General features: G+C 65.8%; 14 protein-coding genes. 10 read left to right on the top strand and 4 right to left on the bottom strand.

The window, feature by feature from the left end; all coding sequences use genetic code 11:
- Positions 1–64: 64 nt before the first annotated feature.
- The 3 genes from QGV55_RS14640 to QGV55_RS14630 are packed head-to-tail and all read left to right on the top strand — an operon-like array spanning position 65 to position 2044.
- Positions 65–1222, top strand: a complete 1158-nt coding sequence (locus tag QGV55_RS14640; RefSeq protein WP_281016042.1) for an acyl-CoA dehydrogenase family protein — start codon at positions 65–67, stop codon at positions 1220–1222.
- A 16-nt stretch (positions 1223–1238) separates the two neighbouring features.
- Positions 1239–1511 (top strand): cupin domain-containing protein, encoded by a 273-nt coding sequence (locus QGV55_RS14635; protein WP_281016043.1) that lies wholly within the window; start codon positions 1239–1241, stop codon positions 1509–1511.
- Positions 1448–2044, top strand: coding sequence for a PAS domain-containing protein (locus QGV55_RS14630; RefSeq protein WP_348638790.1), 597 nt, complete (start codon positions 1448–1450; stop codon positions 2042–2044). Before QGV55_RS14635 ends, QGV55_RS14630 begins: the two co-directional genes overlap by 64 nt.
- A gap of 13 nt (positions 2045–2057) precedes the next feature.
- On the opposite strand, the gene QGV55_RS14625 is transcribed toward QGV55_RS14630, so the two are convergent.
- The 3 genes from QGV55_RS14625 to QGV55_RS14615 all read right to left on the bottom strand — a co-directional run bounded on the left by QGV55_RS14625 (position 2058) and on the right by QGV55_RS14615 (position 4544).
- Entirely contained in the window at positions 2058–2480 is a 423-nt protein-coding gene (locus tag QGV55_RS14625; protein ID WP_281016044.1) for a YtxH domain-containing protein, read from the bottom strand.
- Positions 2481–2560: 80 nt separating this feature from the next.
- Positions 2561–3409, bottom strand: coding sequence for a 3-keto-5-aminohexanoate cleavage protein (locus QGV55_RS14620; protein WP_281016045.1), 849 nt, complete (start codon positions 3407–3409; stop codon positions 2561–2563).
- A 13-nt stretch (positions 3410–3422) separates the two neighbouring features.
- Entirely contained in the window at positions 3423–4544 is a 1122-nt protein-coding gene (locus tag QGV55_RS14615; RefSeq protein WP_281016046.1) for a DSD1 family PLP-dependent enzyme, read from the bottom strand.
- Between the two features lie 83 nt (positions 4545–4627).
- Between QGV55_RS14615 and QGV55_RS14610 the strand changes: the two genes are divergently transcribed.
- From QGV55_RS14610 to dgcA, 7 genes are all read left to right on the top strand, one after another.
- The gene (locus QGV55_RS14610) at positions 4628–5623 is read left to right on the top strand and encodes a S1C family serine protease (protein ID WP_281016047.1); all 996 of its coding nucleotides are present in this window, start codon (positions 4628–4630) and stop codon (positions 5621–5623) included.
- A gap of 249 nt (positions 5624–5872) precedes the next feature.
- A complete protein-coding gene (locus tag QGV55_RS14605; RefSeq protein WP_281016048.1) occupies positions 5873–7633 on the top strand; it encodes an EAL domain-containing protein in 1761 nt (586 codons plus the stop codon).
- Positions 7634–7665: 32 nt separating this feature from the next.
- Positions 7666–8511: a tetratricopeptide repeat protein gene (locus QGV55_RS14600; protein WP_281016049.1), complete on the top strand. Its 846-nt coding sequence runs from the start codon at positions 7666–7668 to the stop codon at positions 8509–8511.
- Entirely contained in the window at positions 8508–9758 is a 1251-nt protein-coding gene (locus QGV55_RS14595) for a VacJ family lipoprotein (protein ID WP_281016050.1), read from the top strand. The genes QGV55_RS14600 and QGV55_RS14595 overlap by 4 nt, the downstream gene beginning before the upstream one ends.
- A 41-nt stretch (positions 9759–9799) precedes the next feature.
- The gene (locus QGV55_RS14590) at positions 9800–10402 is read left to right on the top strand and encodes a gamma carbonic anhydrase family protein (RefSeq protein WP_281016051.1); all 603 of its coding nucleotides are present in this window, start codon (positions 9800–9802) and stop codon (positions 10400–10402) included.
- Positions 10403–10413: 11 nt separating this feature from the next.
- A complete protein-coding gene (gene dgcN / locus QGV55_RS14585; protein ID WP_348637690.1) occupies positions 10414–11409 on the top strand; it encodes an N-acetyltransferase DgcN in 996 nt (331 codons plus the stop codon).
- Positions 11406–12389 (top strand): N-acetyl-D-Glu racemase DgcA, encoded by a 984-nt coding sequence (dgcA, locus tag QGV55_RS14580; protein WP_281016053.1) that lies wholly within the window; start codon positions 11406–11408, stop codon positions 12387–12389. Before dgcN ends, dgcA begins: the two co-directional genes overlap by 4 nt.
- 1 nt (position 12390) lies before the next feature.
- Here the strand turns inward: dgcA and QGV55_RS14575 are convergent, their stop codons facing one another.
- Entirely contained in the window at positions 12391–13404 is a 1014-nt protein-coding gene (locus QGV55_RS14575) for an LLM class flavin-dependent oxidoreductase (protein WP_281016054.1), read from the bottom strand.
- Positions 13405–13447: the final 43 nt, after the last annotated feature.

The raw sequence follows: 13447 nt of genomic DNA, 5'->3' as shown, positions 1-13447 counted from the left end.
AGCATGGCGGAGCGTCAGTCTATCTTCAATGCACGTGAGCATATGACCGGGGAGGGTCTTCAGGATGCAATTTGGGTTTACCGAGGAACAGGAAGCGTTCCGGGACACGGCGCGGCGATACAGTGCGGATCATCTGGCACCGCGTTACCAGTCCCGCGAGAGTCAGGACGGATTCGAGGACGGGTTGCTGACGTCCATGGGAGAGGTCGGGCTGCTGGGCGCCGACCTGCCGGTCGAGTTCGGTGGCTCCGGCGTCGATGCCGTGACGGCGGGCCTGCTGATGCAGGAGACCTCGGTCGGTGACATGAATGTCGCCTATGCGCAGCTGCTCGCCTCGCTGCTGGGCGACATCGTTGCGCGGCATGCTGATCCGGACGTCCGGCGCAAGGTCCTGCCGCCTGTCTGTCGTGGCGAAAGCATGATCGCGCTGGGGCTGACGGAGCCGCGCGGCGGGTCGGACGCCGCCAATCTGATCTGCAAGGCCGATCGCACCAATGACGGCTATGTCCTGAATGGCGAGAAGACCTCCATCTCCTGCGCCACCCAGGCGGACTGGATCATCGTTGCGGCGCGGACCAGCGGCACGGATGACGGTGCCCGTGGTGTCACCGCCTTTCTGGTGCCGATGGATGCGGACGGGGTCTCCACGTCGAAGTTCGAGGATGCCGGCGCGCGGGTGGTCGGTCGTGGCTCGGTCTTCTTCGACAATGTGCGGATCCCCGATCACATGCGCCTCGGGGCGGAGGGCTCGGGGTTCAAGGAGGTCATGGCCGGGTTCGACTATTCGCGCGCCCTGATCGGCCTGCAGGTGCTGGGCTGTGCCCGTGCCTCGCTGGAGGAAACCTGGGAATGGGTGCAGCAGCGCCAGGCCTTCGGCAATCCGATCGCCAAGTACCAGGGCGTGACCCAGCCGCTGGCCGAGGCGGAGACCAGGATGCGGGCCGCCGAACTGATCTGTTACCAGACGCTCTGGCTGCGGGATCAGGGACTGCCCCACACGTCCGAGGCGGCAATGTGCAAGTGGTTCGCGCCGCAGGTGGCGTTCGAGACCGTGCACCAGTGCCTGCTGCTGCATGGCCACATGGGCTATGCGATGGATTTGCCGCACCAGCAGCGGCTTCGTGATATCATGGGCCTGCAGATCGGGGACGGAACCGCCCAGATCCAGAAGATGATCATCTCTCGGGAGAAGATCGGCAAGGTTGCAGTTCCCTACGCATGACAGGAGATGAAGGCAAATGGTGGATACAGCGGAATTCGAGGCCGGGCTGACACGGGACGGCTATGAGGTCGTCGGCATCAAGTCACTGGAGCCTGGCTGTCACAATGATGCCCATGCCCATGACTTCGCCGTCCGCGCCATGGTCTTCGAGGGCGGCGTTACCCTGACCTTCAACGGGGAGGAACGCTCCTACGGTCCCGGCGACATCGTGGTCATGGATGCCGGCTGCGAACATGTCGAGGATGTGGGGCCGAAGGGGCTGAAGTTCCTCGTTGGCCGGAAGCACTGACGCTGGCAGATATCGACTCCTATTGGCGGACAGTCCCGTCGCTGGAATTCGACCCGGACGGCCTGGCGCTGCTGCATCTGTGGCAGAGACTGCGCCGCGAAGCCGGTGGACGGCTGCCCCATCGCGCTGCATTCAGACCGGCCGACCTGGTCTCGGTGCTGCCTTCTCTGGCGGTCGTCCAGGTGCTGCAGGGCGGCACGGCGTTCCGCTATCGGCTGGTGGGCAGCCGCATCGTGCAGATCGCCGGTCGCAATGCGACGGGCCTGATGCTCGACGATGAACTCTATGGTGCGGAATTTTCCCGAATGATCAGCCCCTACCAGGCTGTCGTTCAGGCGCGCGCGCCAGTCCAGACCAGATCACCTGTACTTTTCGCCGATACCTGGCGGGCATCGGACAACATGTTCGTGCCCTTCACGACGTCTGGCGACGCCATCGACCAGATCATTGTCAGCGTGCATCTGGCCGACGGCAAGACCGCCAGACACGATCAGTCCGGACAGATCGTGATCCTGCACGATCACGCGGTCTGAAGTCGCCGCAGGTCTATTCCGTCGCCTCGTTCCAGCGTTCCTGGAACGCATCGACGGCGTCGCTGAAGGATGCCTTCAGACGGTCCCAGCGATCAGCCGAGCCCTCTCGCATTTCCTCCAGCTTCTCTGCAGCGTCCTCGCGCAGTTCCTTCAGTTCCACCAAGCGCTCGTCCAGTGCCTCACGGGCTTCGCCGGAGGCATCCGAGGCCTCGTCGCTCAGGGTCTCGATCCGCTCGTCGAGGGCGTCGATCAGTTCCTCGGCCTTCTCGATGGCCTGATCCTTCTTCTCGACGGAATATTCCTGGACAGATGCCCATGCCTCGCGCAGTTCCTCGCGGGTCTCCTTGCCGGTCTCGGTGGCGTAGGCGGCTGAACTGGCGGCGAGAACGCCGGCCGACGCCAGGGCGGCAATCATCGTGGTGCGAAATCGGCTCATGGTCATGTACCTCCATGGATACTGAACGTGTCTGACAGCACCCCATATGGTCATCGGGTATGAGCTTTGAAGGTCCTGTCTCAGCCCTGTCCGGTCATGAGCCTGCGTGCCGTCGCCGGGTCGGCGAGCGGGCGACCCAGGCTTTCCGCGGCTTTCGCGGCCTGTCGGACAAGGGCGGCATTGTCGGGTGCAATGCTGCCATCGGCCAGTTGCATGTTGTTCTCGAATCCCACCCGGGCATGGCCCGAGAGTTCCAGCGCACGCGCCGCACAGGCGCTTTCCTGCGCCCCGAAGGCACAGACCGACCAGAGCCAGCCGGCATGATCCGGTGCGGCGCGCATGGCGGCGAGGAACGGGTCGATGTCGGCGGGTTCCGACTGCTGATCCTTGCTGTAGCGGCCGAGGACGAAGAGCACGTTCGGCTGCCCCTGCGGCACGACCTGTCGCGCCCGCAGGCGCTGGAAGCGCCGGACGTCGGCGTCGTCATACAGGATGTGCTGCACCATGATCCGCTGTTCAGCCGCGAAGGCCAGGAACCGGGCGAAGGCATCGACGGCGTCCGCATCCGTCTCATCCGGCACGAACTCCCGCAGTCCCAGCGAAACCGCCTCCGGCACCAGCGCGCGCATGGCCGCGAGCTGTGCCGGTGCCTGGTAGATTCCCGCCGCCTCGCTGGTGGCCTGCACGACCAGGTCATCGCCCACGGCTGCCCGGATCGCGGCGGTGGCCTGCCGGTACAGTTCAGGGTCGAGGCTGTGGCGCTGGCCCGAATCCCGTACATGCAGGTGGATCATCGCCGCGCCTGCCTCGCGGCAGGCACGCGCGGTCTCGGCAAGGGTCGCTGGCAGCACGGGCAGCGCCGCATGGTCACCTGTGGTGCGGCGCGCGCCGTTCGGCGCGACGGTCAGGATGGCTGGCTGTGCGTTCATCGAAACGGCTCCTTCAGAAGAATGCGCCACGGGCGGAGACGGGCCAGATCCGCTCCACCACGCCACCGCGATGGCCGACATACCAGTCGTGCAGGTTGATGGTCGGGTCGCAATGCCCCGGGATCAGCAGGATCTTCTGCCCCAGGTCGAGCCTTGCCCCGCCGTCCAGGCGCAGGGTGCCATGCTCATCCGATGGACCGGCATAGGTCACGCCGGGCTGGTCCACGACCAGCGGCAGGCCGGATTCGAAGCTGGTGGACTTCAGACCGACGTCGCAGATCGCGGTGCCTGCGCGGGCGGTGCTCATGATCGTGGTCAGCAGGAAGAGGCTGTGTTCGAACCGCCGGTCCGGTGCGCCATCGGCGTCGAGATTGCGGCCATAGTCCGCATCCATGAAGGCATAGGACCCGGCCTGCAACTCGGTCCAGAGGCCCGATTCGGCCTCGAAGGGTGCCGTGCCCGTACCCGCCCCGGTGACCGTCGGGCAGGCAATCTCGGCCGCTGCCAGCAGATCGAGCATCGTCTGCACCGCCCCGGCTGCATGGCGAATTGCGCCGGCGCGTTCCCCCGCGCCCCGGATGTGCTGGGCCTTGCCGTGATAGGCCTGGATCCCGGCGAACCGCAGTCCCGGCGCCTCACCGATCCGGCGGCAGAGCGCGACCGCCCCGGCATCCGGCGCAACACCGCAGCGCCCCATGCCCACATCGATCTCCAGATAGACGTCCAGCCCGACACCGATCCGCGTTGCGGCGGCGGAGAGGTCGTCGATGTTCGCCGCATCATCCACGCAGACGCCCATTGTCGCCGTGCGGGCCAGCCGTGCCAGACGCTCCAGCTTGCGCGGGCCGACGATCTGGTTGCTGACCAGCACGTTGCCGATGCCACCGTGCACCAGCACTTCGGCTTCCGACACCTTCTGACAGCATTGCCCGACAGCGCCGAGGCTGATCTGTGCCAGCGCCACATCCACGGACTTGTGGGTCTTGGCGTGCGGGCGCAGGCCAACCCCTGACGAGTCGGCGAGCTGCTGCATGCGCTGCAGATTGCGCTCGAACGCGTCCAGATCGACCAGAAGGGCAGGGGTATCGACGTCCGCGATCGCATCCCCCGGACGCGCGGGTGGTGGCTGGGTCATGGTGCGGTCGCTTTCTCGTGATGCAGGGAGGCTGGCTGCACGGCGTCGCCAGGCGTAGGCTGAACCGCAAGGGAGATCCGATCATGCGTGCAATGTTTCACTGCCTTGTCCTTCTGATCCTTGCAACGGTCCTGAGCAGTCCCGGGAGTGCCAGGGCCGACGATACGCCGTTACTGCGGGCACTGGACAGTCTTGTTCGGGTGAACACGGAAATCGCGCCCGATGGCCGGACGGCGCAGGCACTGGGCACCGAGCGCGAAGGTACCGGAATCGTTGTCGATGATTCCGGGCTGGTCCTGACCATCGGCTATCTGATTCTCGAGGCGATGGCCGCGACCGTCACCGACATCGACGGGAACCCGGTCGCCGCCGATGTTGTCGCCTACGATCACGCGACCGGGCTCGGCCTTCTGCGCGCCCGGAAATCACTGCGCCGACCCGCCGCACGGCTGGGAAATTCGTCCGGACTGTCGCGGGAAGCGCCTGCCCTGGTGGCCGGTCATGGCGGACAGGAAGCCGCCTGGCCCGTCGCCGTGGCTGACATCCGGGATTTCAGCGCCTACTGGGAGTATCTGCTGGAGGATGCGCTGTTCACGATGCCTCCGGTGCCGGCCTGGCAGGGGGCGGCACTGTTCGGTCCTGAAGGGCAGTTGCTGGGTGTCGGCTCGCTGTTCGTGCCTGATGCGCGACGCAGGCCCTCGCGCCGTCCGGGCAACATGTTCGTTCCGATAGATTCCCTGAAGCCGGTGCTGGGCGACATGCTGACCGCGGGGCGCGGCGTGGCCTCGGAACGTCCGTGGCTTGGCATCTTCACCGACGATCAGAGGGGGTATGTTGTGGTTACATACGTCGCCGTCGATGGCCCGTCGGAGGCCGCAGGACTGCGACCTGGAGATATCGTGCTGGAAGTCGACGGCGAACGGGTCCGGACCATGGCGGAAATGTACCGAAAGGTCTGGACGATGGGCAATCCCGGTGTCGCGGTGCCATTGACCCTGGGACGCCAGGGCGGATTTCACAAGGTCACCGTGACCTCCGGCGACCGGTACAAGTACCTTAAGTGGGAAAGTACCTACTGAGACCGGTCGGACAAGGCACGCCGGAAGGGTTACCTGATTAAGGGGATATTTACAGGTCATAGGTACTACTGGGAGCCGGTCCCTTGCAGAACCAGGCTTTCCGGTTACGGGAGCAAGCTGCGGATCGTGGACATGGCAGAAGGCCGTGCAGGAGTTTTCATGCCCAGGGGCAGCAGTATGCACAATGGTCGTTTTCAGGTTCTGACCGTGTCTTCCGGCCACGGTCGCCTCGATGAGATAGCACCCAGGTTGAGTGTCGGCGGCACCACGGTCGTCGGTCACAGGGTCGCCTCATTGGAAGAGGCGGTTCAGGCCGCCGAGGCGGATCAGTTCGACTGCATCCTGCTGGACATGGGAACCGACGCCGACGCGCCGAAGGCGTTGCGCAATCGCCTGCTCGACAAGGCCATCAACCTGCCGATCATCGTGGTCGCGGACGGTCTCTCGTCCTCGGAGATGGTGGAACTGATGCGTGCCAATGTGGCTGACTGCATCACCGGCAGGGACCTGAGCATCGACCGTGTCGTGCGTGCGATCTGGAACGCGTCCCGGTCCGCCCGCACCGAGCGGGCACTGAGCCTGGCGGAGGCACAGCGCGTCCACAACGTGCTGCACGATCATCTGACCGATCTGCCGAACCGCTCGCTGTTCTTCGACCGCCTCGACCAGGCCCTGTCCCTGGGTGACAGGCAGCGGACACCGCTGGCGATCCTGACCTGCAACATCAATGGCTTCAATCGCATCAATGGCGAGATGGGTCACCATGTCGGTGACCAGTTGCTGCGTGCGGTGTCGGAGCGGATCAGTTCCGCCCTGCGCCGCTCCGACACGCTGGCGCGTCTGGGCGATGACGAATTCGGTGTCATCCTGCCCACCGGCGCCACCCAGGAAGGGGCCGAGCGCGCGGCGGCCAAGATCATCGCCGCGCTCGACATGCCGTTCGAGCTGCATGACCACACGTTCAGTATCGGCATGCGGATCGGCATCGCGCTGTATCCGACCCACGGCACCAAGGGATCGACCCTGCTGGTGCGCGCGGAGAACGCCATGCGGGACGGTCGGCGTGACAACCAGAGATTCGCGGTCCATGTCGCGGGCCGCCACCATGATCAGGACAAGGGCCGTCCCCTGGTCGAGGAATTCAAGCACGCCCTGAACGATGGCGACCGCCAGTTGTTCATGACCTTCCAGCCCAAGATCAACATGCGCAAGCAGCAGATCCATGGTGTCGAGGCACTGGTTCGCTGGCGTCATCCAGACCGCGGCATGGTCTTCCCCGACGACTTCATCCCGCTGGCCGAGGATGCCGGGCTGATCGACAAGCTGACCATGCATGTGCTGAACCACACGCTGGCCCAGCAGGCGGCCTGGCGGGCGGAGGGCATCGACCTCACCGTCGCGGTCAACCTGTCGGCCAAGACCCTGCAGGACGCCCGTTTCCCGGCCCAGGTGCAGGACATGATGCGCAAGTGGTCCTCCGATCCGACCAAGCTGGTGCTGGAGATCACGGAGAGCGCGATCATCCTGGACGTCGACCGCGCGACGGCAACGCTGAACCAGCTCGACAATCTGGGCATTCGCATCTCCATCGACGATTTCGGCACGGGCTATACCTGCCTTTCCTACATCCGGCGCCTGCCGGTCGAGGAACTGAAGGTCGACAAGTCCTTCGTCATCGGCATGGCCACATCGCCGGACGACTGGGTGATCGTCTCGTCCCTGATCGAACTCGGCCACAACCTCGGCATGACCGTGGTGGCCGAAGGGGTCGAGGATGAGCAGACCCTGCGCACACTGGGCGAGGTCGGCTGTGATTTCGCGCAGGGCTACTACATGGCACGTCCGCTTCCTGCCGATGACCTGACCGAATGGCTGATGACGTCCCCCTGGGGGCTGGAAACCACCATGGCAGGCGGCATGGCGAAGCCCAGCACCTCACCGCGTCATCTCCGCGTATCCGGCAAGGCAGCCGAGAACGTTCATGAGTTGCGCCCGGCCTCCAGTATGTGACAGTTTCCCTCGTCGACTGACGGAGGGTTCGGATGCAGATCGGAGCGGCCTGGCGGAGTAGTGTCCGCCGCGTTCTTTGCTGGGTGCTGCTGGTCATCGCCTTGGCACCATCTGCCATGGCGGAAACGGTTGCCGACGGGCTGAATGCCTATCGTGACGGTGATTTCGAGCGCGCACGGCAGATCTGGCAGGACCTGGCCGATGACGGCAATGCCGCCGCGCAGTTCAATCTGGGAACACTCTATGATTCCGGCGAGGGTGTTGCGCAGGATACCGCGCGCGCGGCCGAGCTCTGGGCCGCTGCGGCGGATCAGGGCCTGCTGATCGCGGCCCACAATCTCGCCTTGATGGAACTCGAACAGGCGGAGGGAGATCCCGCCCGTCTGGAGGCCGCCCGCGCGCGGCTGGAGCAGGCCGCAGCATCCGGTCTGCCCAGGGCGACCTATACCCTTGGCAAGATGTACCTGATGGGTGTCGGCGTGCCGCAGGATGAGGCCAGGGCGCTTGAACTGCTGCGTCGGGCAGCGGACGCCGGGCTGCCACAGGCGGAATACAACATGGGCAAGATCTATCGCGACGGTCAGGGTGTGACGGCTGATCCGGTCGCCGCCGCGGACTGGTTCGGGCGCGCGGCGCGTCACGGTCACGCCGGGGGACAGGATCACTATGCCCGACGCCTCGTGATGGGGGAGGGGGTCGCGGCAGATCCCGTCACGGCGCTGGGCTTCGCATTGCTTGCCGCCCGCCAGGATTACCCTGATGCTCTCGCCATGGCCGAAGACCTGAAACAGAAGCTGGGGATCATGGATGTTGCCGCCGCAGTACGGTTCGCCGATACCTTCGTGCCTGTCCCGCCTTCCACGGCGGTGACCCAGTGACGTCCGTGGCGTGGCAGTTGCTTCGTCGTGGGCTGCTTGTCCTGTGCGGGTTGCTGCTTCTGCTCGGAACCGCCAATGCACAGGCGGATCTGCCGCCCGACCTGAGACAGCGCCTCGACCATGGTGTTGCGGAGGCCCGGGCACGCAATGCGGAGGCGCGGGAAAACCCGGCTTTCAGCGATCTCAGACCCGGCAATGAACATGTCGCCTCCGTCGCGGTGATCAACGCGGCAGGCAACCCGTCGCGCGCCGCTGCGATCGTCGGCTATCTCTCGGAGCAGATGCCGGAGGCGCGGGGACAGATCAGCCGCGCGGTGGGTGGCAGTTTCCCGGGCTTCGGCACGGAGATTCGCGCCGCCGCCGGTACGCCGCCGACACCGCCACAGCCTGCGTTCGCGCAGGGCGCGGATACGGTCGGCTTCTGGTACAACCAGCCTGCCCTCGACCGGTTCCGCACCGGCCCGGCGGTTGCCGTTTCGGATGCCCCGCTGCCATCGGTCGGGGCCGGGCCAGCATCGGGGACCGGGCCGAAGCGTTCAGCCGAACTGCCCCCGCTCGTGGCTGTGGAGCAGCCCTGGGATCCGCTGCAGCCCATGAACCTGCTTTTCTACAGCTTCAATCAGGCGGTGGACCTGGTGGTGCTGCGTCCTGCGGCCTGGTTGCTGGACAAGGCACCGGACCCGGTCCAGACCAGCATCGCCAATGCGGTCCACAACTACAGCGAACCGATCATCTTCGTGAACGACATCCTGCAGGGCGAGTTCACGCAGGCCAGCCTGTCGGTGGGGCGTTTCGCACTGAACACGACGCTGGGCCTGGGGGGCCTGTTCGATGTTGCCGACATGTGGTTCGGGTGGGAGCCGCACAACGCCGACTTCGGGCAGACGCTGCACAGCTATGGTGTTCCGCCGGGTCCCTATCTGGTGCTGCCGGTGCTGGGGCCGACCAACCTGCGTGACGCGTTCGGCTATGCGGCGGCGGAGGCGGCGGACCCCTTCGCGCTGGTCACCCGGGTGCCGGGCCGTATCGTCCACGGTACCGTGGAGGAACTGTCGGACCGCATGATCGCCTATCCCGCCGAGGAAGCCATACGCAATGGCGAGAACCACTACGAGCGCCAGCGCGCACTGTACTATCAGCGCAGGGCCGTTACCCTGTCGCGGCGCACATCGCGACAGACAGACGGGGCGGCGCTGGACGCCGACCTGTCGCGGCCGGAATTCCACCGGCCTGAATTCGATCACTGACGGGGCGGGATTGATCCGCCCTCTGGGGAGGAAACTGGGACATGCCGATCTTCGGTCCTGATGTCACGCTCAACAATCCGGCCTACATCGACGAGTCCGCGCGCATCTTCGGCAAGGTGACGATCGAGGAACAGGCGTCCGTCTGGGCCTATGTCGCCATGCGCGCGGAAGTACGCGACATCGTCATCGGCAAGCGCACCAACATTCAGGATTTCTGCATGGTGCACGTGGGGTCCCATACCAGCTCCATCATCGGGCAGGACTGCTCGATCACCCATCATGCGATCATCCATGGCTGCCAGCTGGGCGACAACGTGCTGGTCGGCATCAATGCGACGGTCATGGACGGGGCGGTGGTGGGCGACAACTGCATCGTCGGGCAGAATGCCTTCGTGCGGGAGAACCAGGTGGTGCCCCCCAATTCCATCGTCGTCGGCGTGCCTGCCGTGGTGAAGGCGACACGCAACAACTATCTCGCCAACCGCATGAATGCGTTCATGTATTACGAGAACGCGCTGGCCTATGCGCTGGGCAATTATCGGCGTTGGAACGAGGAGTCATTCGTGCAGCTTGCCGCCGACGAAATGGACCGGCTGAAGGCTGAACTGGCCGCGATGCAGTCACAGGAGGCACAGCAGCAATGAGCACCGCCAACATCGAGATCCGCGCCCCTTACCTGATGTTTCTGGGCGACGTGCATGACCAGCTTGCCGCCAAGACGGCCACGGGGGTGGTCCACTGGCGCCGTGACGACTGCATCGGCCAGGTGCGCTTTCCCGACTGCAAGGCCGATCTGGGCCTCTCCGACATGACCGTGGCCGAAGGGCGGCAGGCGGGGGCGGCCACACTGGTGATCGGCGCGGTCAATCCCGGTGGCGTCCTGCCCGATCACTGGGTGGCAGCCATCGTCGAGGCGCTGGAGAGCGGTATGGATGTGGCCTCCGGCCTGCACATGCGGCTCGCCGCGCAGCCGCAGGTGGCGGCGGCGGCGCGACGCACGGGCCGCGCCCTGTTCGATGTGCGCCATCCGACAGGCAGCCTGCCCACCGGCAAGGGCACGAAACGTCAGGGCAAGCGGCTGCTGACCGTGGGCACCGACTGCTCCGTCGGCAAGATGTACACCTCCCTCGCCATCGCTGCCGAGATGCAGGCGCGGGGCTGGAAGGCGGATTTTCGCGCCACGGGCCAGACCGGAATCTTCATCGCCGGTTCCGGCATTTCGGTTGACGCGGTGGTCGCCGACTTCATTTCCGGCGCGGCGGAGGTGCTGGGTCCGGCCAACGACCCGGACCACTGGGACATCATGGAGGGGCAGGGATCGCTGTTTCATCCCTCCTTCGCCGGGGTGACCATGGGGCTGATACACGGCTCCCAGCCCGATGCGCTGGTGCTCTGCCATGAGCCGACCCGGCGGAAGATGCGCAACGTGGAACATCCGATTCCGGCCATCGACGCCTGCATCCGGGCGCATGTGGAGGCGGCGCACCTGACCAACCCGGACGCCCGCTGCATCGGCATCGCCGTGAACACCAGCGCATTGCCGGAGGCCGAGGCCGCCGACTGCCTGAAGATGATCGCCGACCAGCATGGCCTGCCGACCGTCGATCCGGTGCGGACCGGCGTTGCCGTGCTGGTGGACGCGCTGGCGTGAGGCAGCTTTCGTTTCAGCGGGAGGTCTGGCCGATCCGGGGCACCTTCCGCATCTCCCGCGGGACCAAGACCACCGCCGAGGTGCTGGTTGCCCAGGTGACCCAGGACGGCGTCACGGGGCGGGGTGAATGCGTGCCCTATCGGCGCTATGGCGAGACCTTCGAGAAGGTGGAGAAGCAGATTTCGGAGGCGCAGAAGGCCATCGAAGGCGGCGCCGACCGGCACGCCCTGCTGGAGCTGATGATCGCGGGCGCGGCCCGCAATGCGGTCGATTGCGCGCTGTGGGATCTGGAGGCGAAGCTGGCCGGAAAGCCCGTGCATGAACTGGCAGGCCTGCCCGCACCGGGACCCGTCACCACCGCTTTCACCGTCACCCTGGACGATCCGGAGAAGATGGCGGAAGTCGCGGCGCGGGAGGCGCATCGCCCGCTGCTGAAACTGAAGCTCGGCAATCCGGACGGCGATGTGGTGCGCGCCCGTGCCGTTCGGGAGGCAGCCCCGGATTCGATCCTCGTCGTGGATGCCAATGAGGGCTGGAAGCCCGACCAGCTGAATGACCTCTTCGCCGCCTTTGCCCAACTGGACGTGCGGATGATCGAACAGCCCCTGCGTGCCGGTGACGACGCCGCGCTGGGCACGGTCAGCCGGGCGGTGCCGATCTGTGCCGACGAGAGCTGCCACGCCACCGACAGCCTGGACGCGCTGCGGGGCCGCTACGACATCGTCAACATCAAGCTGGACAAGACCGGCGGCCTGACCGAGGCGCTGCGCCTGCGCGACGCCGCCCGGGCACAGGGGTTCCAGGTCATGGTCGGCTGCATGGTCGCCACCAGCCTCGCCATGGCCCCGGCCCTGCTGGTGGCGCAGGGCGCGGACTTCGTCGATGTCGACGGCCCCCTGATGCTGAAACAGGACCGCGAACCGGGCCTGACCTTCGACGGTTCGACCGTCAGTCCGGCGACTGCGGATCTGTGGGGGTAATTCAGCCCACCGCCGCCTTCAGCCGGGGCGCGACTTCCTTCACGAACTTCTCCAGGTGCGGGTTCATCTGGTCGGTGGTCATGCCGGGCGGGACGGCCCAGGTGACCAGGTCGGTGATGCCGAACTCGGTCACGAAGGCGGTCAGTTCGCGAACGCAATGGTCCACGTCGCCGACTACCCAGCTTTGGGGAATGCGGCCGACATCGGTCGTGCTGGACAGGCCGTCCCCGGATTCGCGGTTGAAGCGCAGGTAGACTTCCATGCGATAGCGTTCCGCGCGTTTCACGGCGGGCCAGTCGCGTTCCGGGTCGTCGGTGACGAGGCAGGAGCGGATGATGCCGATGCGCCGGGTGTCCGGGTCAATGCCCTTTGCCGTCATGTCTTCCCGCCAGGGGTCCAGCACCTCTGCCCGCGTGCCCTGGGGCAGCAGGTTGGTGCCGAAACGGGCAGCGCGACGGGCGCCGGCCTCCGACATGGCGGCGATCCAGAGCGGCGGGCCACCCGGCTGCACGAAACCCGGCTTGATCACCACATCCTCGAACTGGAACCGCTTGCCGGTGAAACTGAACGTCTCGCCGGAGAAGCAGTGCTGCAGGACCGCGATCCCTTCCTCCGTGCGTGACACCCTCTGCTTCACGGGAATGCCGAAGCCGCGGAACTCGTGCGGCGCGTAGCCCATGCCGATGCCGATCTCCACCCGTCCGTTGCTGATGTTGTCGATCACGGCCAGATCCTCGGCCAGCCGTACCGGGTTCTGGAACGGCATCAGGCAGATGTCCGACGACAGGCGCACATGCTTCGTGCGTGCCGCCATGGCCGCCGCAACCGGAATCCACGACGGCAGGTAGCCGTCGTCGAGGAAGTGATGCTCGGTGAACCAGGCGAGGTCGAGCCCCAGCGTATCCAGCCAGGCCACCTGATCCATGATCGAGGCATAGAGATCCGGGTTGGCGATGCCGGAATCCGGTGGATTGCGGAAGTCATAGGCGACGCCGATCCTCAAGGCTGGCTTCATCGGTCACTCCCTCCTGCGGCGAACGGTCAGGACCATGATGCCT

Source organism: Minwuia sp. IMCC3009, from assembly GCF_029909415.1.
In the GTDB taxonomy this organism is placed as follows: Bacteria; Pseudomonadota; Alphaproteobacteria; order Minwuiales; family Minwuiaceae; genus Minwuia.
Note: the sequence above shows the minus strand (reverse complement) of the source record. Positions and strands in the feature narration are given on the sequence as shown.

Bases quoted from the DNA above. Each gene is read 5' to 3' on its own strand.
- QGV55_RS14625 (WP_281016044.1), bottom strand. From the start codon at position 2,480: ATGAGCCGATTTCGCACCACGATGATTGCCGCCCTGGCGTCGGCCGGC.
- QGV55_RS14590 (WP_281016051.1), top strand. From the start codon at position 9,800: ATGCCGATCTTCGGTCCTGATGTCACGCTCAACAATCCGGCCTACATC.
- QGV55_RS14610 (WP_281016047.1), top strand. From the start codon at position 4,628: ATGCGTGCAATGTTTCACTGCCTTGTCCTTCTGATCCTTGCAACGGTC.
- QGV55_RS14575 (WP_281016054.1), bottom strand. From the start codon at position 13,404: ATGAAGCCAGCCTTGAGGATCGGCGTCGCCTATGACTTCCGCAATCCA.
- QGV55_RS14635 (WP_281016043.1), top strand. From the start codon at position 1,239: ATGGTGGATACAGCGGAATTCGAGGCCGGGCTGACACGGGACGGCTAT.
- QGV55_RS14615 (WP_281016046.1), bottom strand. From the start codon at position 4,544: ATGACCCAGCCACCACCCGCGCGTCCGGGGGATGCGATCGCGGACGTC.
- QGV55_RS14620 (WP_281016045.1), bottom strand. From the start codon at position 3,409: ATGAACGCACAGCCAGCCATCCTGACCGTCGCGCCGAACGGCGCGCGC.
- QGV55_RS14600 (WP_281016049.1), top strand. From the start codon at position 7,666: ATGCAGATCGGAGCGGCCTGGCGGAGTAGTGTCCGCCGCGTTCTTTGC.
- QGV55_RS14640 (WP_281016042.1), top strand. From the start codon at position 65: ATGCAATTTGGGTTTACCGAGGAACAGGAAGCGTTCCGGGACACGGCG.